Below are 22,556 nucleotides of genomic sequence, written 5' to 3'. Positions count from 1 at the left end.
GCTTTTGATGACCAAGTACTTTTCCACCGGATATTTTTGGTCGTGCGGCCAGATTAAGCCAACTTGAAATGTTCTGCTGTCGGCCATTTTTCCATATTCAGACCCGTTATTGCAATAATGGTAAGACCCGTGTTTTCAGAGCTGTATTTGATATGTTCTAAGGTATTTCTAACAGCGAACAAAAGGAAACGGTTAGAAGCACCATGTTTTCGTTTTGCTATGCAGGTAAAGACAATAAAATTTTTCTATTTCTAAAGCGATTCAGCATATTCCGGATCCTACTGGTTCAGAATATGCAATTCAGGGAAGCTTACAATTGGGTACATTGCTTTAGACCCAGATCAGATGCTTAATGCTTAATTTAACTAGTGTAAGTTTAAAATATAAAAAAAAAAAACCTGATTGCGTGTAAAATATCTTTCAATAATTATACTTTACTCTCATTTTTAAACGTTCAATACTTTTTATTGCTTAATTTGCCATTAAACTCAGCTAAATGATAAATGAAGTTACCTGAAAGAATTTTAATACTTTCCCGGAACATAAAATCAACAATAGGATTTTCATTGATTTTTGTGTTTTTAGGATTGGGCTCTTGCCCGGTTAAAAAAGCCTTTCATGCATTTTTGGAAGAATTGTCCGGCAAAGAGCAAAATCAGGATATATTTAGCAGGACCAAGATTTCAGTAAATGTCAAGTGTAGTGCTGATGACAGTTTAACTCAAAAATTAAGTTTGCCAGAATGTGAGTTTACTCTTTCACATTCACCTTACTTTTTTCTACCCACCTTTCTAAGGTTTGACTTTCCCTCTTTTATAAAAGGATATAATTTAAAATATGATCTTGAAATAACTTCCAGTTATCCTGATGCTGTTCCTGTTTATTTAAGGAACAGAATCCTTCTTATTTGATCACCCATTTACCTTCCTCTTCCATGTTTCATGCTATTCCAAAATATAGCATGAGCATTCTTAACCATTTATATCTCAAACGCAAATTGAAAGGATAAAAAGTCTTTCTAATGAAATCGTCATGAGCTCTTTCGTTAACTGGCAAACCAGAATGAATATCTGACTCAATATAGCCTTGCTTATAGCAGGCGGGTTCATTATCATTTAAAAAATAAAATTAACAATGAAAAATAAAATTATTTCCACATCAGGTATTACACTTGGAGTTGTAATTCTCCTTGGATCTATACTTTTCATAAGTCCTGATGCTAAATCATTTATCATAAGTAATTTACCCGAAATTAATTTAATTAAACCGGATAAGAGAGAAGCGAAATCATTATCTGAAAAATCATCCTCCCAAGAAATGACCGATAGCAAAATGGCGAAGCCTGAATCCAAACTGGCACCTTCTGTTTTATTTAAAGACGGCGACGGAAAAACCATTGACATCTCAAAACAGAAAGGCAAAGTGCTGTTCATCAATTTTTGGGCTACCTGGTGTCCTCCATGCATAGCCGAAATGCCTTCAATTGCAAAATTACGGTCTGAGATTGGTGATAAGGATATTCTCTTTTTAATGGTAGATGTTGATAATAATTATAAAAAATCAAAAAAATTCATGGATAACCACAAGTATAACTTACCGGTTTATTCACCCGCTGGTTTAATCCCTTCCGATCTTCTTTCCGGGTCTATACCTACTACGGTCATTATAGATAAAGAGGGAAGAGTTGTTGGAAGACACGAAGGTGGCGGAGATTACTCCCGTCCGGAGGTAGTCAAATTCTTTAAAGAGTTAATCAATAACTAAATGATGTTTAGATATACCTGCAAAATTTAGCAGGTATATAATTATTACAAATACAAATCACATGAAAAAGCTAATTTTCCAGCAAAAGGTAAGTTTTTCAGAAGCTCCTGTAATGGTGAAGGGAAATATCGAATATATGGCATGTAATGATAAACAATGATGATGAAATGTTAACCAAGCCCCAGGGTGCGAATTATGATCCTGAAGCATTTGGAATATTTCTGAATTCAGGAAAAGAGCAGTTTCAATTGAATAATAAAAAATAATATGGACAATATAAATATTTTAATTCCGACCGATTTCTCCCCTCTGAGTGAACAGGCATTATTGATGGCCGATAAGCTTTCAGAAAAACTTCCTGTTAAAATTCATCTGGCAGCATCTGAAATCGAAGCTGATTTGGTAATCATGGGTACAAAGGCCAGCGATGATTTTACCAAATTCATATCAGGATGGGAAGCACAGCCTGTAATCGGAAATTATAAGGTACCGGTTATTAGGTTGAGGCCCGGAACTGATAACATGAAATTGAAATTGAAAAATATTCTCTTGATAACAGATTTTGAATATTTTGGTAAAGGCGTACAAATCAACCTTGTTAAAAGAATCGCAGAAGCTTTTAACGGTACCATCCACTTATTGCAAATAATAAAAGAATCAGATGAACGCTACATTGATATTATAGAAGCTCAAATGAAATTCTTTGCAGAAGAACATCATTTTGAACGCTTTGAAATACACCTTTATCGGGATTATCCAGTTTCGGGCAGTATTGAAAATTTTAGCAAAGAAGCGGAAATGGATATGGTCTGCATCAGAACTCAGGGCAGAAAAGGAATCGGGCATTTACTTTTTGGAAATATTGCCGAACGCATTGTCAATCATACATGTAGCCCCATATTAACATTTAGATTAAAACAATATGCTTGAACTATTTATTAGACAGCCTTAGGGAGGTATGCCTTTAATGGAATAGAGGCTTACAGTAAAAATCAATTTCACCGTAATACAGTCGAACCAAAAGAAAATATAATGGACTCTGGTTCTGTCATTCAAATTTTTGCTTTTAAAAACCTTAGCATTAAGAATGAATAATAGAAAATCTTATCCTTAAAAAAACAAAAAATATGAAAAAGTTATCAATCCTCTTAATTTTAGTTGTTTTAGCGATCCTGATTAAACCAGCTATAGCTCAACAACTGGCCACCCCTTTCACCGGAGCAAAAGCTTCGCTAAAGAATTACAAAGCCCTTTACGTCTTAAATAACGGGGATGAAAAAAAGATTTCTGGAACCTTGCGTAATATAAAAAATGCACTTGAAGATCCGCGTTTGAAAGGGAAGCTTGAAATAGAATTAATTGTATTCGGCGATGGAGTAAAGGTTTACGAAAAAACCGGTACTTTTGAACAGACTTTGAAAGATCTGCAGGCAAAGGGTGTAATTCTCGCTCAATGCGAAAATACCCTCAAGGAACGGCATATAGATAAATCTACTTTATTCCCCTTTATTTCTTTTGTTCCCAGTGCTAACGGAGAAATTATTATCCGGCAGTACCAGGGCTGGGCCATTGTACATCCTTAGTGGCTGTAATAAAAATTAAAGTTTATTTAAAAAATAGATCATGAAACATATACTTGAAAAATTATTTCTATCGTTAACATTCATCCTTATGACCATAACTGCTAAAGCGCAGGATCATCGCTATGATCCGCCCTGGAACAAACCGCCTGAAAGTAAGGTTCAGTTTACCGTACCCGGAGTTGATAATGTACCTGATCTGTACGGAGATATCAATAATCCTCAACTGGTGATATTTTTAGGGGGAAATCCATTTATGTTGTTGGATGACCTGCTTGCTGCTTTTAAAAAAGAACATCCGCAGTATCAACGGATTTTTGTTGAAACCCTTCCACCCGGAATTCTGGCTAAGCAAATTGAAAGCGGAAGTTTAGTCATCGGAAATATGAGAATAACTCTGAAGCCGGACATATACATTGCCGGCAAGGGAAGGATTGAGGAAACACCACAATGGTTTAGCAGAACCGAGATGTTCATGAAAAACCGCTTATCTATCATGGTGCAAAAAGGCAATCCCAAAAACATAAAAGGTTTAAAAGATTTGGGACGTAATGATGTAAGGGTAAGTATGCCTAACCCCAAATGGGAAGGAATTGGCAATCGTATTGAGGATTCATATATTAAAGCAGGCGGCGAAAGCCTAAAGAAAATGGTTATGGAAACCAAGGTAAAAGACAGTACTACATTTCTTACCCAGATTCATCACCGTCAATCGCCCATGCGGATTTTATATGATCAATCTGATGCGGCACCTGTATGGTACACTGAAGTACATTATCAGAAAATGATCGGAAATCCGGTAGAAGAAGTTGAGATCCCGGCCAGCGAAAATGTGGTCTCTCAAAATGTAGCAGGCCAATTAAAAAAGGCACCCAATGCCGTTGCTGCAAAGCATTTCATGAATTTTTTAATAAGCCCTGCGGCGAAAGCTGTTTATGAAAAATATGGATTTATCACTAATTAGAATATTTACTATGAAAACCTTAATTATCATCCTGATTGGCATTCTCCCCGCATTTGTTCAGGCCCAATCAAAACAAGACACCTTATATGTTTATGGCCCTGGTGGTCCGGGCGCCGCTATGGAGGAATGTGCCAAAGTGTTTTCTATGAAAAATTCCATACCCGTTAAGGTAACAGCAGGGCCGGAAGCAAAATGGATAGAACAAGCAAAACAAAATGCAGATTTAGTTTTCGGCGGGGCCGAATATATGCTTACCCAGTTTACTGCAGATCATCCTGAATTGATTGATGCTTCCGCCCGCACCGAGCTCTACAAAAGAGCCGCTGCTATTTTGGTGCGACCCGGAAATCCTAAAAATATCCGAAATATAAAAGATCTCACCAAACCCGGCATTAAACTTTTAGATGTAAACGGTGCAGGTCAATTTGGTATGTGGGAAGATATTGCAGGTAAACAGAACCTGATTGCTGAAATTCAACAAAATATAGGAAGGTCTTATGCCAATACTGCTTTAGGAATTGAAGCCTGGAAATCGGATAATTCATATGATGCCTGGATCTGTTATGCTTCCTGGTACAATAGTTTAAGGGATGTAACATATCTGGTTAAAATTCCGAAAAAACAAACGGTATACCGCGGTACACCCGTTGCTATAAGTGCCATTACAGATCAGAAAGAAGTCGCATCGGCTTTTATAACGTTCATGAAATCTCCCGCTGGTCATACTGTTTTTAAAAAGTGGGGCTGGGAATAACCTAATCTTATGAAATTATCAATCGCTTATTTAAATGATGTACATGGTTACATGGAGCCTCATCCTGAAGTTTTTTTTAATGCAGAAAATCGGGATATAAAAACAGCGGGCGGATACTCCCGGATCTACAGCATGATAAAGAGGATCCGAAAGCAGAATCCAAACACACTGGTTTTTGACGGTGGCGATACGTTTCATGGAACATTACCATTAGTCGAGTCAAAAGGCGAAGCTATTATACCGGTCTTAAACAAAATTGGATTTAATGCCATGGCTGGACACTGGGACTTTGCTTACGGCCCTGATCAACTGTTAAATCTGAACAACCAGCTTAGTTATCCGGTTTTAGGCATTAACGTTTATGGGACAGAAGGAAAACTTTTTCTTAAGCCCTATATTATAGTGGAAGTTGAAAATATCAAGATTGCTGTTATTGGGATATGCTCCAATATTATTGATAAAACAATGCCAGAACGGTTCAGTAAGGGATTAAAAATAACTGAGGGAACAGAAGAACTGCCTAAGTACATAGAGGAAGTTAAGGGCAAAGGAGCCAATCTCGTTTTTTTACTTTCTCACAACGGATATCCCCAGGATGTTAAAATGCTTTCCGGGATTAAAGGAATTGATGTTTGCCTTAGCGCGCATACCCATAATCGATTATTTGAACCCACTATGGTTAGTGGCACCATCCTTATTCAATGCGGATGCCATGGTTCATTTTTAGGTCATTTACAGCTTGAAATTTCAGACAATCGTATTCAAAACCATCAATACGAACTTATTCCGGTTTCGGAATCTGTTGAGCCCGATAAGGAAATGGATGAAATGATCGCGGTAATCATGAAACCTTATCGGGATTTACAGGCAGAAACAATAGGTCAAACTGGTATTTTATTAGACCGTTATAATACGCTTAACTCCTCAATGGATGATCTTTTATTGCATGCGATAAAGGATGTCGCCTCCGCTGAGCTTGCATTTTCAAATGGATGGCGATATGGAGTTCCGATCCCCCCGGGGCCCATCAGTAAATGGGACTTGTTTAATATAATACCCATGAATCCACCCGTTTCTATTGTGAAACTTACAGGAAGTGAAATCCTCAATATGCTTGAAGAAAACCTGGAACGCACCTTTTCTGCGGATCCAATGAAGCAAATGGGAGGTTATGTAAAAAGATGCATGGGTCTAACTGCTTATATCAGGATTGAAAATCCAAAAGAGCACCGAATACAGGATATCTATATTGGGAAGGAACGTTTGAAATCTGATAAAATTTACAAGGCTGCTTTTGTCACCCAACAGGGGGTACCAGCTAATTCAGGTGCTAACCGGATTGATTTACCTTTTACAGTAGTTGAAGCCTTAACACATTTTTTGCGAAAAAGTAATCCTTACCATCCGGATATGTCGCAGGTCTTCTCTTTAATTTAATAAGGATTAATAAGGAACCTGTTTTATGAAACAGAGGACTTACCCTTATAATTACTATCTTTACCCGGATTATTAATATGAATAACATGCCAATAAAAAAAGCAACATATCATTTCAATGCCAAACCGGCTTTGCTATGTCTGTTGCTATCGTTTTTTTTATTGACTGACTGTACCGTAAAAAAGAGCATTCAGGCTTTAGTTGACGGAAACAATTCTATTGAAAACACCAACCCTAATGCAAAAAGACAACTCGTAGTAAGTTCACAAACTTGTTTAAATCTTGCTCCATCCATTTTAGATGAAGTAGATTTACAGATTACACAATTTGCAAAGCCGGTTTTACCTTTAATCCCGATATTACTTTCCCATATACCGGCTTTTTCTTTTCAGAACCAGTATTATACCCCTACATCTTATTTCTCTAGAGCCGCTTTTTTACAGACGGGCACCCCTCTTTATCTCAGGAACAGAATCCTGTTGATCTGATTTTCTTTCCCGCTTAAACTACCTAAGCTATTTCATTTCCTCTTCTTTTAACAAAGAAGCATGGAGATCTCATTGAAAGAATTTTTTACAAATTAATAATCTAGAATTTTATGATAAAGTATCAGCTTTATCTGGCGATGACATTTTTACTGCTCGTCAGTACAAGATCTTACTCTCAAAACGATAAGCATATTTCTATTTCAGAGGCCTGGGATGCAGCATTTGCGAACTATCCGGGTTTAACAGAAAAGAAAGCACAAATCCGGGAATCTGAGTACCGGAAAACAGAAGTTAAAAACGGTTTTTTACCCCAGGTACAGGTTCAGTTACAAAATACGTACGGCAGCTATGCCGGTAGTTCCGGCGCTTTTTTCCCTCTGCCAGGCATTTTCAATGTAAGCGGAAATAACAGGTTGAACGGGCAGCCTGATGCTGCGGCCAACAGCTATGGTTCTGTCCTGATGGACTGGAAACTATATGAATTTGGAAAACAAAGAAAAGAGGTTGAAGCAGCAAAATATGCAGTAGAAGAAGCCGGAAGCAATTTCAATGTAGCAAAGCTTCAATTGCAAACAAAAGTTACAAAGTTATATATCAATATCCTGTATAACCAATCTAAGCTGGAGTGGGCAAAAGAGAATGTAACAAGGGTTAAGGAAATCCTCAATCTCTCTAAAAGCCTTTCCGAAGCTGGATTAAAGCCAGGAGCTGATACCTTACTCGCTTCTTCTTCGTACCTGCAAACACTGGCTGAACTGGATGACTGGAACGGAAAACTCTCTTCCAGCAGGATACAATTAACGGAGGTAGTACCATTACTGCCTGAAAGTATACTGCTTAGCACTAACCGTTTTTTAACAACCCTTGCGGGAATTACAGGAACGGATTCGGTAAGCAATGCACATCCTTATTTAGATGTAATAGGCACTCGAATACTGTATGACCGCACCCAGGAACAGATTGCTGCCCGTAAAATATTTCCCTCTGTTTCCCTTCTTGGCGGATTATCAAGCCGCGGCAGCGGTATTGGAAAAGATGGTACTGCAAGTACTGGTTGGTCATCCGGCTTTAATAATACGAGTAATAATTACCTGGTTGGTGTTGGGCTTACCTGGAATATAAGCAGTGCCTATAACAGTACTGTTGAAAGAAAAAGGGCCGGACAGAAACTTCTTGCCACCCGGTCGAGATATGATTTACAAGCCTTAGAACTAAATACCGGGTTCCAATCAGTTTCTACAAGAATTGATGAGCAGTTAAAGCAGGTTATGAAAACCACACAGGCTGTTCAGAATGCACGGAATGCTTATGATCTGTATTTATCCAGGTATGAAAGCGGTTTGATCAATCTCACCGAATTACTTCAGATCCAGCTTTTACTCCAACAATCAGAAAAAATAAATATAGAAGCTTATCAGCAATTATGGGAGCAGGAAATATTAAGGTCTGAACTTTCAGGCGATTTCAATAAAATCTCCAATCAATTTAAATAAAAAATTATACAATGAATATGATACGGTTTGCTTTACGAAAGCCCATCACGATAATGGTAGCGGTGCTGGCCATCGCTTATTTCTCATTTACAGCAGTCAGAAAAATCAACATCGATGTTTTTCCGTCCATTGAATCCCCTGCAATTTATATAGCTATGCCTTATGGCGGTCTTACGCCTGCTTTAATGGACGGCTTTATGGCCAATGAGTTTCAAAAGGTTTTAGTGTTTGTTAGTGGAGTAAAGGATATTGACTTCAAAAGCATTCAGGGATTTAGCCTGATGAAGTTAACTTTTTACCCCGGAACCGACATGGCGCAGGCAGCCGCTGAGGTTTCTACTCAGGTATCGAAGGCGATGGGATTTCTCCCAGCCGGGGCAGTTCCCCCGCAAGTTGTACGCTTTGACGGCAGTTCACTGCCTGTCGGACAACTGGTCTTCGAAAGCCCAAAAAGATCGATTACAGAATTGCAGAATCTGGCCATGACCCGAATCAGGCCCATGTTTGTGAATATAGAAGGAATCACGGCACCGGGTCCGTTTGGAGCAAATATCCGGACGATGGTTATAAAGGTTAATCCCGAACTAATGCAATCCTACGGTTTATCTGCTGAGGAAGTGACTACTGCAATAGCTCAAAACAATTTCCCTTCTCCTGCCGGGAATATACGTATCGGGGATCAGAACCTGATGAGCCCGGTAAATTCCATTGCTAAAGGTCCGGAAGAGTTCCTGAACATTCCTGTGCGTACAGGTTCGGGCACTACCGTCTTTGTTAGAGACATTGGAACCGTGGAGGATGCTTCTGATGCCACTACAGGCTATGCAATTATCAATGGTAAAAGGTCAGTTTATCTGCCGGTGATTAAGAAGTCAGATGCCTCGACACTCAAGGCTGTGGATAATCTGAAAAAAGCGTTACCGATGCTTAAAGATGCTTTACCAGAGGATGTAACTGTAAAATATGTATTTGATCAATCGGCATATATTAAAAGATCCCTTGATAACCTGATCCATGAAGGAATACTTGGAGCCTTGCTCACCGGATTAATGGTGCTGTTGTTTCTGGGAGATAAGCGGGGAGCATTGATTGTTGTGCTAACTATACCTATAGCTATACTTGCTGCTATCATCATGCTTTATATGTTTGGTCAGACCATCAACATTATGACGCTGAGTGGCCTGGCACTCGCAATCGGTGTTCTGGTTGATGAAGCCACCGTTACCATTGAAAATATCCATCAGCATTTTGAAATGGAAAAACCTAAAGAAAGAGCTATCCTGGATGCCCTTTTAGAAATATCCATCCCAAAGCTGCTCATATTACTATGTATCCTGGCTGTCCTCATCCCTTCATTTCTGATGACCGGGATCCCTAAAGATATGTTCCTCCCACTTTCATTAGCAGTTGCTTTCGCGATGATAGCGTCGTTCATTGCTTCCCAAACCTTTGTTCCCATCATGGCAAACTGGCTGATGAAAACGGATAAATTTCATCATCATCACACAAGTTTTCAAAAAAAGAAGCTTAACCGCTTTGAAAAATTCAAGCGCAGATATTTACTGTTCACCCGTAAGGCAAATAATAATAAGGGGAAAGTATTAAGCATTTATGCGATCGCTGTGGTTGCTATAGTTTTATGGGGAAGTTTGAAAATTGGTACTGATATTCTCCCGGCCGGGAACAGCGGTGATATACAGTTAAGAATTGCCGCCCCGCAGGGAACCCGCTTAGAAAAAACAGAAAAATACCTGAAGGATGTAACTGCACTTATTCAAAAAGAACTTCCTGACAGTGCGATTAATATCACCTCTGCCTTTGTAGGATTACAACCATCTGCCCTGGCCATTAACCCTATATTTTTATTTACAAGTGCATCGCACGAAGCTGTTCTCCAAATTTCAATAGACCAGGATATATATGACCGGCCTATTGATGAACTAAAAGAGCAGATCAGGAAAAAGGTGAATCAGCAATTCCCGGAACTCCAATTGACATTTGAACCTATGGAAATGGTTGAAAAGATTATGAGCCAGGGTGCAACAACTCCTATCCAGATTAATGTAGCAGCCGGGCCTCTAAAAGTAGCGGGGCAATATGCCGCTAAAATTGAAAAAGAACTTAAAAAGAACGCATTCTTAAAAGATGTCCATATCGCAGAGCCCCTTCAATACCCTGGTGTTCAAATAAATATTGATCGTGAACTTGCGGCACAATTTGGATTAACCATGCAGGATGTATCCAAAGCATTAACCATAGCAACCTCATCTACAAGGTTTACCAATAAAAATTTGTGGATGGACCCTAAATCCGGGCTGGTATTCCAGACACAGGTACAGATACCTGAGAAAGACATGCAGTCGCTGGATAACTTGCGGTCTTTACCTCTAAAAGCAGGCTCTGCACGACCGGTACTTGAAGATGTAGCCACTTTACAGTTGACGAAACTTCCGGGTCAGGTTAATCGGCAGGGCCCTAACCGGTATGTTACTGTTCTTGCCAACACTTATAAAAAAGACTTGGGGGCGGCATCAAAGGCAGTGAAAGAGGCTCTTAAGAACGCCGGGGAACCTCCCCGTGGGGTATTAGTGAAAACCGAAGGAACCCTGCAATTGCTGGATGAGACTTTAAGTGGTTTACAGACCGGCTTGCTTGTAGCTATCATCGTTATATTTTTAATGTTAGCAGGATTCTATCAATCATTTGCTTTATCAGCGGTTATCTTATCAGTAGTTCCGGCTGTACTTGGCGGCAGCTTACTCATGTTACTTTTATTTGGAAGTACCCTGAACCTGCAATCGTATATGGGGATCATTATGTCGGTGGGCGTTTCGGTCTCTAATGCTGTACTCATGATCAATCAGGCAGAATACAATCGTCTGAATAGAGGTTTAGATACCCCTATAGCTGCATTCTTAGCAGCCTCATCCAGATTACGTCCGATAATAATGACCACGCTGGCCATGATTGCCGGCATGATTCCTATGGCATCAGGTATCGGTGAGGGAGCAGAACAGGTTGCCCCTCTGGCCCAGGCTGTAATCGGCGGTTTAATTCTGTCTTCATTAACTACATTATTGGTTTTGCCCCATTTATTTGCGGCTGTTCGTAAAAAAACAGGCCGCCAAAGCAATTCCTTAGATCCTGATGATCCGGAAAGCCGTTTTGCCATTGATAAAAGCTTATTAGAATTACCTGTACTTAACAATTAATATAACCATGAAATTTCAAACAATATTTATTCTTACTACAACTGTCAGTTTAATTTTTTCAATAGCAGCCTGTTCCCCTAATGAAAAAGCGAAAGCAAATCAGGCACAGCCTTCTGCTAAAACGCCGGTTGTAGAAACTATCAGGGCTGTAAAGGACCGTCCTGTATATTCCCTTAGCTTACCTGGTGAATTAAAGCCTTATGAACAGGTAGACATATTTCCAAAAGCAAAAGGTTTTATTAAGAAGATTTACGTTGACCGCGGCAGCAAAGTAAAGAAAGGGCAATTGCTGGCTGCACTGGAAGCCCCTGAAGTTAGTCAGCAATATTTATCGGTTCAATCAGATCAGCGAAAGCTTTATGAAGATTATCAGTATAGCAGGCAGGCTTTTCAACGGTTAAAAAAGGCAGCTTTAAAAAATGGGGCGGTAGCTGAAATTGAGCTTGATAAAGTCAGGGCACAATTCCGAAGTGACAGTGCGGCCTATATTGCAGCAAAAGCTAAAACAAATGCATCCGGACAATTAGAGAAGTACCTTCGCATCCTATCGCCTTTCGACGGGACAATAACAGACCGGAATGTTTCTGTTGGGGCTCTGGTGGGAGAAAATAATCAAAAGCCATTGTTTTCAATAGCACAGCAGGAACACCTCCGTTTAACAGTAGCCATTCCAGAGAAGCATGCGCATTCTGTCAACGCCAATACCCCGGTTACTTTTACCGTTAGCGGACGGCCTGGTAAAGTTTACAACTCCAGATTATCCCGTAACGGCGGCCTTCTGAATCAAACAACCAGATCGGTAATGACGGAATTTGATGTAGAAAACAGCGCAGGATCCTTAAGCGGAGGGGAATATGCCCATGCAAAATTAAAACTGCAAAGGCCCGACTCTACATTATGGGTTCCGGTTACGAGTTTGATCCATACCCAATCCGGCATTTTTATTCTGAAGCTTAACAACGGCACGGTACAGCGTGTTCCGGTTATTGAAGGCAGCCGGAAAGATTCTTTTATAGAAGTGTTTGGCGATATTACTACAAAAGACCAGATCATAAAAAAGGGATCGGAAGAACTTGAAGAAGGCACCCCGGTAACAATCAAAAAGTAAAATAATTTTTATCCATTTTAAACCAAATAATCATGAACATTATAAAATCTATCAAATCCAATATTGGATTCATCATCGCACTTATTTTCTTTGCTATTATTGTCATTAATCCGGATGCTAAGGCGCTTTTAATGCGTGGCCTGATGAAAACGGGATTGTTTGCACCAGATGTAAGCAACCTGCAGCCCAAACCGGCCGGCACAACTACAGAGCCGGCGGGACCAGTGGCCCCGCCCGTTAGTTTTACTTCATTGGATGGAAAAACCTTAGACCTTGCCAGTTTAAAAGGCAAAGTGGTTTTCATCAATTTTTGGGCTACCTGGTGTCCCCCTTGTGTTGCAGAAATGCCCTCTGTCAATTCCCTATTTAACAAGATGAAGAACAACGATAATGTGGTCTTTATAATGGTGGATGTGGAAAATAAGTTAAAAAGCTCTGAAGCTTTTATGAAGAAAAATAAGTACGATCTTCCTGTTTATGCCCCGGCTGCTTACCTGCCTGAAGAATTATTTACGGGAAGTCTGCCCACTACCGTAATTATTAATAAAAACGGAGAAATTATATTTAAGCACGAAGGGATGGCAGATTACAATTCGGGGGAAACCGAGAAGTTACTGAATGACCTGTCTAAGTAAGTCCCTATTTGAAATCATAAAAAAAAGGATTTCCCATCATTCTTAAAATTGGTTGGCAGTTTTTACAATTATCCCAGTTGTTACGAAAGTTCCGTGGGAGTATCCGCATCTCGGATCTTATGGATAATGATTCGATTCCATTAGTACGTGCAGAGAAACTTTCGTACATTTCACTCGTTCCAATGATTTACAATTACAAATGATCCCATTTTTTATTTTTAAGTTAGCAAAAGCAAACCTAATGTACTTTAGTGTAAAATGAAAGACAGGCACTTGAAATGGGCAACAGCGTTAAGCCTGAACCTGTTATCGGTCATTGTAGCAGACGACAAAACCAAACGAAAAACTTTGATGGCTTAGGAGAATATTTCGACACCTTAATACATTCCCGGCTGAATGAAAATTTTAAAATCTATTATTAATCACTTTCGGACAAAATCATTTCGGCAATTGGTTGCTAATTTTAGAAACGAATATATCTCTAATGGCATCAATGAAGCCGACCTAAAAAGCAATCCAATTGACCAGTTTGAAAATTGGTTTAATGAAGCAGTTGACAATAAATTAAACGAGCCAAATGTAATGCACCTATCAACAGCAACGGCTGACGGAAAGCCATCTGGTAGGATAATGCTTTTAAAGGGATTTGATGAAAGGGGATTTATCTTTTTTACAAACTATGACAGCAGGAAAGGAAATGAATTAACCGAAAATAGTTTTGCTGCTATGACCTTTTTGTGGCTGGAATTATATAAACAAGTTAGAATCGAGGGAACTGTTCAACCTGTTTCGACCATAGAATCAGACAATTATTTTAACAGCAGACCGAGGGGAAGTCAAATCAGTGCTTGGATTTCATCTCAAAGCAAACCCGTAACAGACAGAATAGAGTTGGAAAAGAAAATTGACGAAATAGAAAAACAATTTCACAACAAACCTGTTCCACGACCTGGAAATTGGGGCGGATTTTGTTTATCGCCGGCTCTAATTGAATTCTGGCAAGGACGGGCAAATAGATTACACGACCGCATTCAGTATAAAATTGGAAAAGATAATATCTGGACAAAACAACGATTATCCCCATAAATTTAAACTGATCTACGGTAAGCGATGCTTACAACTGCATCTATAAGATTAATAACAAGTTAGACCCAAATAAAACGGGGCAAAATCCTTCTAAAAAGACTTTGCCCCGTGAAGGGTGGATGACGGTGCGGAATTCGAACCGTTTTGTGGGCGAATTGATTGAAATAGGCGATTTTTCAAAAATTCTTGAAGAATGATTAATCATACATTAGAGAGAATTTTACAATATCTACAGTAATAAGAATGGCGATGAATTGAAGTTTGAGATCTGGAAGGCTAATTTTGTATACCCAGTTGTATTTCAAGATATATTTTTAATGGATAGAATTAATACATTTTAATCCTTCAACTCTTTCGAAGTCACTTAAATTCCGAGTATAAATTTCAAGACTATGAACTAATGCTGTAGCAGCAATGAGACTGTCTCCTAATTTTAAGTTATATTTCTGACGAATCTCAATAGCGCGATCAAAAATATCCTGATCGGGAAGAATTATGGGTGCATACTCAAAAATATCCTCAAAATACTTTTCTTCCTCTTTCTTTAATCCATGATAGCCAAGTATTTCAACTCTGGAAATTTCTGATAATATGCAGGATTCATTAATAATTAACTCCCTTAAATATTCGTACTCATTTGAGTAAGAGTAAATGATAATATTACTATCTAGAAGAAAAGCCATTCCTATGAAAAAGGTAACTCACGATCAGAACGTTGGCGTTGCTCCCATTCTGCTGCATCACCAAAAGAAGAAGACCCTGAGGCTTTGAAATTAAGAATGCGGTTTTTGAGATTAACCCTGGCAGTCTTATTAAAGTCAGTATTCTTTCTTTCAATCACCACATTTAACTTCTTAGCTAAAGCAATAATCTTCGCAAGACTCTCCTCGTTATTTGATTTTAAAATGAGCTCCATAGTAGTTTGCTAATGTGGTATATACAAAAATAATGAAAATAAATAGCTTTCAGGAATGGATAAAACAAAAAGCAGCCCATTTTCAGAACTGCTTTTAAAACGGGTGGATGGCGGTGCAGAATTCGAACCGTTTTGTTGAAGAATTGATTGGGATTGGGAGATTTTGCAAAAATTATTGAGAATAGTAGAATAATGAGATCCTATTTTTTCAAAAGTTCAAATAGTTCCGTGTTGATATACAACGTCTCTTTCCAGATTTTTTTTGATTGCAATATTCCTACCTTTTCGAGACCGTTAAGGTATTTTGATGCTGTTACTCTAGATATCTTAAGTCTGTCTACTACAAATTCTATTTTACAGTAAGGCTGTTCGAACAACAGTTCTAATAATTCCTTATTATAAAGCTTAACTGCATTCTTTTTTATTTTATCCTGTAATTCCAAAAACAGTTTATTAATCGACCTAATTTGATCAGTAGTTTGTTTGGAAGTTTCCTCTACAGCCTTTAGTATAAATAATACCCATTCTTCCCAATTGCCTCTTGTCTTCACTTCTCCGAGTAGTCTGTAGTAGTCGGCTTTATGCTTTATAATGTAGTCGCTTAGATAAAGTACAGGGTTATCTAAAAGTCCATGCAAGCATAGATAAAGAACGTTAATAATTCTTCCTGTCCTTCCGTTACCGTCGTAAAACGGATGTATGCTTTCAAACTGATAATGTTGAACAGCCAATTTAATTAACGGGGAAAGTATATCAGTTTTGTTAATATATACTTCCAGATTCTTCATTAATTGAAGAATGGTATCATAGTCATCTGGAGGTGTATAAATAACTTCTCCCGTAGCAGCGTTTTTCAATGACGTTCCAGGCAATCTCCTCAAACCGGCTTTATTCTCTTCCAGAATTTCTTGTATCGTTACTATTCCATTTGTATTAAGAAACCCATTTTTTGTAATCATAGCAAATCCAGCAAGCATAGCTTCTCTATATCGCAGAACCTCTTTAGTATCATGATCTATTTGCGATCCCGTTGCAGATAAGGCCTGATAGAGTTTATCATGAGTCGTAATCACATTTTCAATCTCTGAACTCACTCGTGCTTCTTTAAGTATAACTGCATTTAGAAGTATCGAGGGATTGGGGAGTGTATATGCTATTCCTTTTAATTCTGCCAAGGCGATTGAAGAATGCACAACTTGTCTTAACACAGCTATTGTTTCTATTATTGCTTGATCAGGAGGTAATAGCGGCAATTCATTAAAAGGTATGTTGTTCTTATGCCCGGCTTGTTTTTTCATACAAAGTTTATTTACATGAGATGCTTATCATGTAAAGATAACTAATTTTTATTTACATGATAACTTAATCATGCAAAGAATGTTTATATGAGATTTCATAAGAGTATGATTGGAGATGACCTGGCTGGAAACAAAAAAAGCAGCCCATTTCAGAACTGCTTTTGATCCCTTTCGGGAGGGTGGCTGATGGGGCTCGAACCCACGACCCTCGGCACCACAAACCAATACTCTAACCAGCTGAGCTACAGCCACCATTTTATTTCTGCAAAACTAAGCATTTCGACAGAGATTGCAAATTTTTTATATTAAATTTCAATGCTGATAATCAGCATGATGACGTTCCAGAATCGATTGAGCTCATTTTACCTCTAATCATAACATGATGTTCCTGTCATATTTAGAACATTATATTCTGAGCTTATAAATATAGACTTCTTAAGTATTAAATTTGCGTACAGCCTCTAAAATACATGTTATGGAAAAAGAAGAATTGATTGAACTTCAGGTAAGCGGTATGCATTGCAATAACTGTGCACTATCAGTCCATAAATTATTAGAAAAAAAAGGCCTTCAGGATATCTATGTAGATTTTGCCAATGATGAGGTTAAATTCAAAACCAGTAAGCCTTCAGAAACTCCCCTAATTATCAAAGATATCGAGGGATTAGGTTATAAAGTAAGTGAGGAAAGTATCCCTATTCAGGAAAAATTTTATGAAAAAATAGAGAACAAATTCTATTTCAGTCTCATTTTTACTATTCCCCTCTTCTCCCATATGTTTCTGCCTTTCCATTGGCTACACAATCCTTTGGTTCAGTTAGGCTTATGTATTCCGGTTTATATTTTAGGATGTATCCATTTCGGAAAAAGTGCATTCAATTCATTAAAAAATGGTATCCCAAATATGGATGTCCTCATCTTTATCGGCTCCAGTGCGGCTTTTATTTATAGTCTGTACGGAACAGTTCAGAATTTAGGCCCCGATTTTCTGTTCTATGAAACTGCCGCGACTATTATCTCTTTGGTTCTATTAGGGAACGTTTTGGAAAAGAGATCTGTATCACAAACTACCTCTGCAGTCAAAGAACTGATGAAATTTCAGGAGGCAAAAGCAAATAAACTGGTAAATGGAGAAATAATGACCATAAATTCACAGGAAGTAGTTCCGGGAGATACACTGGTCATCAATTCAGGAGATAAAATTCCTGTGGATGGGGAGATCATCTGGGGCGAAGCCTCTGTCAATGAATCGATGCTTACCGGCGAGAGTCTGCCAGTAGAGAAGTCGAAATATGACCAGGTAATCGGTGGTACTTTGATCGAGAAAGGCAGCATACACATTCTGGTAACTAAAACAGGAAAACATACTATTTTATCACAGATCATTGATCTGATGAAAAAGGCACAGTCGGCAAAACCGCCTATTCAAAAACTTGGAGATCAGGTGGCTGCGATATTTGTGCCGGTAGTGGTTGGTATTGCTGTCCTAACCTTCGTCCTGGCCTATTATTCCTTCGATCTAAGCTTTCAAAAATCCATGCTAAATGCAATAGCAGTGTTGGTTATCTCCTGCCCCTGTGCTATGGGTTTAGCTACACCTACCGCGGTGATGGTGGGTTTGGGCAGGGCTGCTAAAAATGGCATTCTTATCAAGGGTGGAAATACTCTAGAAGAGATAGCGAAGCTAAAGTATATGGTCTTTGATAAAACCGGAACACTTACCACCGGAAATTTCAAAATCAAAAAAATTGACAGCATAAGTATTTCACAAAAGAAAGCTGAATCGATTATTTATGGTATAGAAGCCTATTCAAATCATCCAATTGCCCGCTCTCTGGTTTCAGAGCTAAGTGCCGGACCTCCTGAAAAAATAATATTCACAAAGGTATCAGAAGAAAAAGGTCTCGGAATGAACGGAACCGATTCAGAGGGTAATACCTATCAATTCGGGTCTAGGCAAATCTTAAATCCGGAAGAAGAACAGGGAGATTACAGCCTTTTTCTGAAAATGAACGGAACCCTTTTGGCGAGGATTGCGATTGAAGATGAGATCAAACCAGATGCATCCAGGCTGATCAATACCTTAAAAATTATGGGGATTCAACCGGTTTTACTGAGTGGTGATCTGAAAAAGAAATGTGAAGATCTGGCTGCTATTTTGGGTATAGAGGAAGTATATGCCGAAACCCGGCCACATCAAAAGCTTGAGATCATTGAAATGATTAAAGAAAGAGGTAAAACGGCAATGGTGGGCGATGGAATAAATGATGCCCCCGCCTTAACTACTTCAGATGTCGGAATTTCAATGAGTGATTCAAGTCAGATTGCGATCCAATCTGCTGAAGTGGTCCTGTTAAAGAATGAATTAGGGGTTATAGATCAGATGTTACGAATTGGGAAGCATACACTCTTAACGATAAAGCAAAATCTCTTCTGGGCGTTTTTCTACAATGTTGTAGCGATACCCGTAGCGGCATTTGGTTTTCTTAACCCAATGGTTGGAGCCTTAACAATGGCTTTTTCGGATGTTATTGTAATCGGCAATTCTATCCGCTTAAAAACTAAATCACTATAATTGCGCATTAAAAGCATTTTTAATGATCAATATTTATACTGACGGTGCATCGAGCGGGAACCCTGGTCCCGGAGGATTTGGAGTAATACTGCATTCAGGCAAGCATTATAAAGAAATTTCGGAGGGTTATCGTAAGACAACCAATAATCGTATGGAATTGCTTGCTGTAATCACCGGATTGGAAAGCATCAAAAATCCGGGGCAGGAGATTATGATCTATTCAGATTCTAAATATATTATTGACTCTGTTGAGAAAAAATGGGTATTTAACTGGGTAAGAACTAATTTCAAGGGTAAGAAAAACAAAGATCTCTGGCTGAGATTTCTCGAAGTATACAAACAGCATCATATTCGATTTACCTGGGTAAAAGGTCATAACGGTCACCCGGAGAATGAGCGATGTGATGAACTTGCAGTTCAGGCTTCGAAACAAAAAAATCTTCTCATTGATGTTTATTTTGAGAAAGAGGAACTTAAATTAAATCTTTAATCTACCCCTCCTACTATTCCGAACTTCTCCATGGTTGCTTCTGCTTTCTCATCAGGGGTTTTTGATGAATAAGTTTGCATCAATTCCTCAATCTTCAGGACCATGTTCTTTGATCCAATGAAAATTGCAGATCGCTGATGCAGGGAAGTGACATCTTTATCAAGTATTCTGTTAAATCCGTCAGTCGCCCGACCACCAGCCTGTTCAATAATAAAAGCCATTGGATTACATTCATAAACCAAACGAAGCTTACCATTAGGTGCTCCTGATGTGGTAGGATAAATAAATATTCCACCCTTAATCATGTTGCGATGCACATCTGCAACCATAGAACCAATATATCGTGAGGTATAAGGACGTGAAGTTTGTTCGTCCTCAACCTGGCAGTATTTCAAATATTTCTTCACTCCTTCAGGAAAATGAACATAATTCCCTTCATTAATTGAATATATAACACCATCATCAGGAACTTTCATTTTGGGATGTGAAAGGCAAAATTCTCCAATAGAGGGATCGAGAGTAAATCCATTGACTCCTTTGCCTGTCGTATAAACCAGCATGGTTGAGGATCCATAAATTATATAGCCAGCAGCTACCTGCTCAGTGCCTTTTTGAAGCACATCCTCAAGGGTAGCTTTCCCATCGGTTGATACCCTTCTGTAAATGGAAAAAATGGTACCTACAGCTACATTGACATCAATATTTGATGATCCATCCAAGGGATCCATAGCGACTATATATTTTGCATTTTTTGAAACTTCACCATCTATGTATACAAACTCATCATTCTCCTCAGAAGCAACGATACAACACTCTCCTCCACTCTTCAAAGCAGCAATAAATTGTTCATTGGCAAATACATCCAATTTTTTTTGTGATTCACCCTGTATATTGATCGTACCAACATCCCCAAGAATGTCCATCAGGCCCGCCTTATTTACTTCACGATTAACAATTTTAGCAGCAATCCCTATATCTCTTAACAATCGTGACAACTCCCCTTTTGCATATGGAAAATCGCTTTGCTTTTCAATTATAAATTGTCCTAATGTTAAAATGCCTTTCATATACTTAGTGTACTTTTTACGTTATCTATTTGCTAATTCTATGACGTCTAAGTTATAAATTTTTTCTCCTGAAATGCAAAACCGAAGCAATGTGCGAACTTTATGCCAGCCTTGTTTTCCGGCAGCTCCCGGATTTAAGTGTAAACAACTTATTTTTTTATCATAAATAACCTTGAGGATATGGGAATGACCGGTGATGAAAAGTCCCGGAGGATTCCGGTGTATTTCTTCCCTGATGCCAGGGGAATACCTTCCGGGATAACCTCCGATATGAGTGATCCAAACTTTTAATTCTTCACAATTGAATCTCAAATGCTCCGGATACTGTGACCTTATATCCTGTCCATCGATATTTCCATAAACTCCTCTTAGTGGTTTAAATGCATTCAATTGATCTGCAATTTCAATGGTACCGAAATCACCGGCATGCCAGATCTCATCACAGCTTTCAAAATGCTTGAAAACGGCCTCGTCCAGGTATCCATGTGTATCTGAAATTAGTCCTATAGTTTTCATTTCGGAATGTGCATTAAAAAATTGTAAGATAGTCCTTTAACAGATTTCTATAAACTGCGGAATAGACACCTTTGCTATCATAGATAACCAGGCTCTGCTCAACCGGAGCAAGGGTTTCAAAACCCATGACCATAATTGTACGATGTGGTTTTGACTCAGGAAATGAATATATCATAATTTCCTTCTGAACTTTTAAGCTGGAGATCATTTTTTTAACCAGGGCAGCCGTTTCGAGAGGAAGAATAATACAAAGATGTCCCGATTGGTTTAAATGTCTCACTGACTCTGTCAGTAATACATCAAAAAAAGAGATATCTGTATGTCGGGCAACACTTTTTTCCGGGTTTTGAGAACTTAGTGAATTAATAAAAAAAGGCGGGTTAGAAATAATCAGATCATACTGTTCATTATTATTTCTAAAATGATCATTGATTGAACTGTGGAATAATACGATCCTACTCGAAAATATAGAGTTTAAAAAATTCTCCTTAGCTGTATCAGCGGCATTCTGATCTATCTCAACGGCATGAACTATTGCCGAAGTATATTTCTGCGCAAGCATTAAAGCAATCAATCCGGTACCTGTTCCTACATCGAGTATTTTAGCAGGACTACTAAAATTGGCTAGTACAGCAAGCAGAACTCCATCGGTATTCACTTTCATTGCACAATTTGCCTGATCAATTCTAAACTGCTTAAAATGAAAAATAGATGCCATCAGCTCTCGTACAATTCTATAGGCAAACCATCGGGATCGGAAAAAAATACAAATTTCTTCCCGGTAAACTCATCTACTCTTATTTCCTCTGTAATCACTCCCTTTCTATTCAATTCATTTACAGATTGAGTCAAATCGTCTATTTGAAAAGCAATATGCCGCAAACCTCTGGCTTCCGGACCTGAAACCCGTTCAGGTGGATCAGGAAAAGAGAATAATTCGATCTGGTACCTGCCATTTACTGAAAGATCCAGCTTATAGGAATTTCGATTAGCCCTGTAAACTTCATTCAGTATTTTAAGACCTAATATTTCGGTATAAAAATGTTTAGAAACCTCATAATCGGAACATATTATTGCCAGATGGTGTATGGAATTTATTTTAAGCATCTATATTATCGATAAAATAAGGTAAAAGCAGCTGTTTTCAGAAAGTAAATCCATTTTTCTGAAATT

At 38.5% G+C, this 22,556-nt stretch carries 22 protein-coding genes and 1 tRNA gene; 14 read left to right on the top strand and 9 right to left on the bottom strand.

Annotated features, from left to right (window positions below; all coding sequences use genetic code 11):
- Nucleotides 1-1,134: 1,134 nt before the first annotated feature.
- From Q8M41_RS15955 to Q8M41_RS15905, 11 genes are all read left to right on the top strand, one after another.
- Nucleotides 1,135-1,764, top strand: coding sequence for a TlpA disulfide reductase family protein (locus Q8M41_RS15955; protein ID WP_305366289.1), 630 nt, complete (start codon nucleotides 1,135-1,137; stop codon nucleotides 1,762-1,764).
- A gap of 267 nt (nucleotides 1,765-2,031) precedes the next feature.
- Entirely contained in the window at nucleotides 2,032-2,694 is a 663-nt protein-coding gene (locus Q8M41_RS15950) for a universal stress protein (RefSeq protein ID WP_305366288.1), read from the top strand.
- A 197-nt stretch (nucleotides 2,695-2,891) separates the two neighbouring features.
- On the top strand, nucleotides 2,892-3,347 hold the full coding sequence (locus tag Q8M41_RS15945) for a DsrE family protein (protein WP_305366287.1): 456 nt from the start codon (nucleotides 2,892-2,894) through the stop codon (nucleotides 3,345-3,347).
- A 40-nt stretch (nucleotides 3,348-3,387) separates the two neighbouring features.
- On the top strand, nucleotides 3,388-4,308 hold the full coding sequence (locus Q8M41_RS15940) for a substrate-binding domain-containing protein (protein ID WP_305366286.1): 921 nt from the start codon (nucleotides 3,388-3,390) through the stop codon (nucleotides 4,306-4,308).
- A 10-nt stretch (nucleotides 4,309-4,318) separates the two neighbouring features.
- Nucleotides 4,319-5,062, top strand: coding sequence for a substrate-binding domain-containing protein (locus Q8M41_RS15935; protein ID WP_305366285.1), 744 nt, complete (start codon nucleotides 4,319-4,321; stop codon nucleotides 5,060-5,062).
- 9 nt (nucleotides 5,063-5,071) lie between these two features.
- Nucleotides 5,072-6,499, top strand: coding sequence for a bifunctional UDP-sugar hydrolase/5'-nucleotidase (locus Q8M41_RS15930; RefSeq protein WP_305366284.1), 1,428 nt, complete (start codon nucleotides 5,072-5,074; stop codon nucleotides 6,497-6,499).
- 86 nt (nucleotides 6,500-6,585) lie between these two features.
- The gene (locus tag Q8M41_RS15925; RefSeq protein ID WP_305366283.1) at nucleotides 6,586-6,987 is read left to right on the top strand and encodes a hypothetical protein; all 402 of its coding nucleotides are present in this window, start codon (nucleotides 6,586-6,588) and stop codon (nucleotides 6,985-6,987) included.
- A 110-nt stretch (nucleotides 6,988-7,097) separates the two neighbouring features.
- Entirely contained in the window at nucleotides 7,098-8,480 is a 1,383-nt protein-coding gene (locus Q8M41_RS15920) for a TolC family protein (protein ID WP_305366282.1), read from the top strand.
- A gap of 11 nt (nucleotides 8,481-8,491) precedes the next feature.
- The gene (locus Q8M41_RS15915) at nucleotides 8,492-11,692 is read left to right on the top strand and encodes an efflux RND transporter permease subunit (protein ID WP_305366281.1); all 3,201 of its coding nucleotides are present in this window, start codon (nucleotides 8,492-8,494) and stop codon (nucleotides 11,690-11,692) included.
- Between the two features lie 7 nt (nucleotides 11,693-11,699).
- A complete protein-coding gene (locus Q8M41_RS15910; protein WP_305366280.1) occupies nucleotides 11,700-12,800 on the top strand; it encodes an efflux RND transporter periplasmic adaptor subunit in 1,101 nt (366 codons plus the stop codon).
- 32 nt (nucleotides 12,801-12,832) lie between these two features.
- On the top strand, nucleotides 12,833-13,435 hold the full coding sequence (locus Q8M41_RS15905; protein ID WP_305366279.1) for a TlpA disulfide reductase family protein: 603 nt from the start codon (nucleotides 12,833-12,835) through the stop codon (nucleotides 13,433-13,435).
- 4 nt (nucleotides 13,436-13,439) lie between these two features.
- Here Q8M41_RS15905 and Q8M41_RS18250 read toward each other — a convergent pair whose 3' ends face one another.
- Nucleotides 13,440-13,619: a hypothetical protein gene (locus tag Q8M41_RS18250; protein WP_370870525.1), complete on the bottom strand. Its 180-nt coding sequence runs from the start codon at nucleotides 13,617-13,619 to the stop codon at nucleotides 13,440-13,442.
- A 212-nt stretch (nucleotides 13,620-13,831) separates the two neighbouring features.
- Between Q8M41_RS18250 and pdxH the strand changes: the two genes are divergently transcribed.
- The gene (gene pdxH, locus Q8M41_RS15900) at nucleotides 13,832-14,521 is read left to right on the top strand and encodes a pyridoxamine 5'-phosphate oxidase (protein WP_305366278.1); all 690 of its coding nucleotides are present in this window, start codon (nucleotides 13,832-13,834) and stop codon (nucleotides 14,519-14,521) included.
- Nucleotides 14,522-14,835: 314 nt separating this feature from the next.
- Here pdxH and Q8M41_RS15895 read toward each other — a convergent pair whose 3' ends face one another.
- The 4 genes from Q8M41_RS15895 to Q8M41_RS15880 form a co-directional block, all read right to left on the bottom strand.
- Nucleotides 14,836-15,204 (bottom strand): type II toxin-antitoxin system VapC family toxin, encoded by a 369-nt coding sequence (locus Q8M41_RS15895; protein WP_305366277.1) that lies wholly within the window; start codon nucleotides 15,202-15,204, stop codon nucleotides 14,836-14,838.
- A 2-nt stretch (nucleotides 15,205-15,206) separates the two neighbouring features.
- Nucleotides 15,207-15,437 (bottom strand): hypothetical protein, encoded by a 231-nt coding sequence (locus Q8M41_RS15890; RefSeq protein ID WP_305366276.1) that lies wholly within the window; start codon nucleotides 15,435-15,437, stop codon nucleotides 15,207-15,209.
- Nucleotides 15,438-15,637: 200 nt separating this feature from the next.
- Nucleotides 15,638-16,735 carry a Fic family protein gene (locus Q8M41_RS15885; RefSeq protein WP_305366275.1) on the bottom strand — a complete coding sequence of 366 codons (1,098 nt, stop codon included), beginning with the start codon at nucleotides 16,733-16,735 and terminating at the stop codon, nucleotides 15,638-15,640.
- 178 nt (nucleotides 16,736-16,913) lie between these two features.
- Nucleotides 16,914-16,987, bottom strand: a tRNA-His gene (locus tag Q8M41_RS15880).
- Between the two features lie 223 nt (nucleotides 16,988-17,210).
- Here Q8M41_RS15880 and Q8M41_RS15875 point away from each other — a divergent pair.
- Both Q8M41_RS15875 and rnhA read left to right on the top strand, forming a co-directional pair.
- Nucleotides 17,211-19,310: a cation-translocating P-type ATPase gene (locus Q8M41_RS15875; RefSeq protein WP_305366274.1), complete on the top strand. Its 2,100-nt coding sequence runs from the start codon at nucleotides 17,211-17,213 to the stop codon at nucleotides 19,308-19,310.
- A gap of 22 nt (nucleotides 19,311-19,332) precedes the next feature.
- Nucleotides 19,333-19,800, top strand: coding sequence for a ribonuclease HI (rnhA, locus tag Q8M41_RS15870; protein WP_305366273.1), 468 nt, complete (start codon nucleotides 19,333-19,335; stop codon nucleotides 19,798-19,800).
- Here rnhA and fbp read toward each other — a convergent pair.
- The 4 genes from fbp to Q8M41_RS15850 are packed head-to-tail and all read right to left on the bottom strand — an operon-like array spanning nucleotide 19,797 to nucleotide 22,490.
- Entirely contained in the window at nucleotides 19,797-20,867 is a 1,071-nt protein-coding gene (gene fbp, locus Q8M41_RS15865; protein ID WP_305366272.1) for a class 1 fructose-bisphosphatase, read from the bottom strand. The two genes, rnhA and fbp, sit on opposite strands and share 4 nt — an antisense overlap.
- A gap of 21 nt (nucleotides 20,868-20,888) precedes the next feature.
- Nucleotides 20,889-21,383, bottom strand: coding sequence for a metallophosphoesterase (locus Q8M41_RS15860; RefSeq protein ID WP_305366271.1), 495 nt, complete (start codon nucleotides 21,381-21,383; stop codon nucleotides 20,889-20,891).
- A 13-nt stretch (nucleotides 21,384-21,396) separates the two neighbouring features.
- Complete coding sequence (locus tag Q8M41_RS15855) at nucleotides 21,397-22,101, bottom strand: tRNA1(Val) (adenine(37)-N6)-methyltransferase (RefSeq protein WP_305366270.1); 705 nt, start codon at nucleotides 22,099-22,101, stop codon at nucleotides 21,397-21,399.
- A complete protein-coding gene (locus Q8M41_RS15850; RefSeq protein WP_305366269.1) occupies nucleotides 22,101-22,490 on the bottom strand; it encodes a VOC family protein in 390 nt (129 codons plus the stop codon). Before Q8M41_RS15850 ends, Q8M41_RS15855 begins: the two co-directional genes overlap by 1 nt.
- Nucleotides 22,491-22,556: the final 66 nt, after the last annotated feature.

The organism is Daejeonella sp. (assembly GCF_030684675.1).
In the GTDB taxonomy this organism is placed as follows: domain Bacteria; phylum Bacteroidota; class Bacteroidia; order Sphingobacteriales; family Sphingobacteriaceae; genus Daejeonella.
This window is presented reverse-complemented; position numbering and strand designations above follow the sequence as displayed.

Coding starts and splice junctions, on each gene's coding strand:
- Q8M41_RS15875 (WP_305366274.1), top strand. CDS start 17,211: ATGGAAAAAGAAGAATTGATTGAACTTCAGGTAAGCGGTATGCATTGC.
- fbp (WP_305366272.1), bottom strand. CDS start 20,867: ATGAAAGGCATTTTAACATTAGGACAATTTATAATTGAAAAGCAAAGC.
- Q8M41_RS15895 (WP_305366277.1), bottom strand. CDS start 15,204: ATGGCTTTTCTTCTAGATAGTAATATTATCATTTACTCTTACTCAAAT.
- Q8M41_RS15910 (WP_305366280.1), top strand. CDS start 11,700: ATGAAATTTCAAACAATATTTATTCTTACTACAACTGTCAGTTTAATT.
- Q8M41_RS15955 (WP_305366289.1), top strand. CDS start 1,135: ATGAAAAATAAAATTATTTCCACATCAGGTATTACACTTGGAGTTGTA.
- rnhA (WP_305366273.1), top strand. CDS start 19,333: ATGATCAATATTTATACTGACGGTGCATCGAGCGGGAACCCTGGTCCC.
- Q8M41_RS15850 (WP_305366269.1), bottom strand. CDS start 22,490: ATGCTTAAAATAAATTCCATACACCATCTGGCAATAATATGTTCCGAT.
- Q8M41_RS15915 (WP_305366281.1), top strand. CDS start 8,492: ATGAATATGATACGGTTTGCTTTACGAAAGCCCATCACGATAATGGTA.
- Q8M41_RS15940 (WP_305366286.1), top strand. CDS start 3,388: ATGAAACATATACTTGAAAAATTATTTCTATCGTTAACATTCATCCTT.
- Q8M41_RS15935 (WP_305366285.1), top strand. CDS start 4,319: ATGAAAACCTTAATTATCATCCTGATTGGCATTCTCCCCGCATTTGTT.
- Q8M41_RS15945 (WP_305366287.1), top strand. CDS start 2,892: ATGAAAAAGTTATCAATCCTCTTAATTTTAGTTGTTTTAGCGATCCTG.
- Q8M41_RS15905 (WP_305366279.1), top strand. CDS start 12,833: ATGAACATTATAAAATCTATCAAATCCAATATTGGATTCATCATCGCA.
- pdxH (WP_305366278.1), top strand. CDS start 13,832: ATGAAAATTTTAAAATCTATTATTAATCACTTTCGGACAAAATCATTT.
- Q8M41_RS15930 (WP_305366284.1), top strand. CDS start 5,072: ATGAAATTATCAATCGCTTATTTAAATGATGTACATGGTTACATGGAG.
- Q8M41_RS15890 (WP_305366276.1), bottom strand. CDS start 15,437: ATGGAGCTCATTTTAAAATCAAATAACGAGGAGAGTCTTGCGAAGATT.
- Q8M41_RS15855 (WP_305366270.1), bottom strand. CDS start 22,101: ATGGCATCTATTTTTCATTTTAAGCAGTTTAGAATTGATCAGGCAAAT.
- Q8M41_RS15860 (WP_305366271.1), bottom strand. CDS start 21,383: ATGAAAACTATAGGACTAATTTCAGATACACATGGATACCTGGACGAG.
- Q8M41_RS15885 (WP_305366275.1), bottom strand. CDS start 16,735: ATGAAAAAACAAGCCGGGCATAAGAACAACATACCTTTTAATGAATTG.
- Q8M41_RS15920 (WP_305366282.1), top strand. CDS start 7,098: ATGATAAAGTATCAGCTTTATCTGGCGATGACATTTTTACTGCTCGTC.
- Q8M41_RS15950 (WP_305366288.1), top strand. CDS start 2,032: ATGGACAATATAAATATTTTAATTCCGACCGATTTCTCCCCTCTGAGT.
- Q8M41_RS15925 (WP_305366283.1), top strand. CDS start 6,586: ATGCCAATAAAAAAAGCAACATATCATTTCAATGCCAAACCGGCTTTG.